Consider the following 658-nt stretch of genomic DNA (forward strand, 5'->3'; position numbering starts at 1 on the left):
CTTGCCCGCCGGCAGCGCCAGGATCGTGGTGAACCTCGTCGTGCGCTCAACCAGCGTCGCCGCCGCAGAGCGGCCGTGGGCGCCGATCACCAGGTCGCCCTCCCAGTGGCCCGGCACGCGCCGCTCGCCCAGGTCCTCGCGGTCATCGATGCTCACCATCCCCACGATCGGCGCCCCGCGCTGGCCCAGCGGCCTGGGTGCGCGGCGCCGGGTGCGCTTGGACCGCAGCATCACCCCGTGCGCCGCGAGCTCACCCTTGGGCAGGGCGTAGATGAACCGGTAGATCGCCTCGTGGCTGACCGTCCTGCCACCGGCCGGCACCGAGCCCTTCATCAGGCTCACGCTCTCGTCCCGGGCCTCCAGGTGCAAGCGTCCGGCGATCTGACGCGGCGTGCGTGAGTGCTTCAGATCGGCCAGCACCCGGGCACGCAGCACCGGATCGGCCTCAACCTTCCCCCTCTGGGGACGCGACCGGCGTCGCTGGGCCCGGCAGTCCGCGGTGACCATCTTGTACCCGCGCGTCTTCGTCGCGTTACGCCGGATCTCACGCGAGACCACCGACGGGGAACGGTCGAGGTACTCGGCGATCCTGCGCACCGTCCACCCCGCCTTGAGCCCCGTGGAGATCTCCGCCCGATCCGTCGCCGTCAGCATCCTG

General features: G+C 71.9%; 1 protein-coding gene. It reads right to left on the reverse strand.

All coding sequences use genetic code 11. The features are described 5' to 3' along the window. The coding region (locus M3148_RS16925; protein WP_440136969.1) for an IS30 family transposase at nucleotides 1-654 on the reverse strand (654 nt) is incomplete at its 3' end. Nucleotides 655-658 lie beyond the last annotated feature (4 nt).

The sequence above is a fragment of the Georgenia satyanarayanai genome, assembly GCF_023715365.1.
Taxonomy (GTDB): Bacteria; Actinomycetota; Actinomycetes; order Actinomycetales; family Actinomycetaceae; genus Oceanitalea; species Oceanitalea satyanarayanai_B.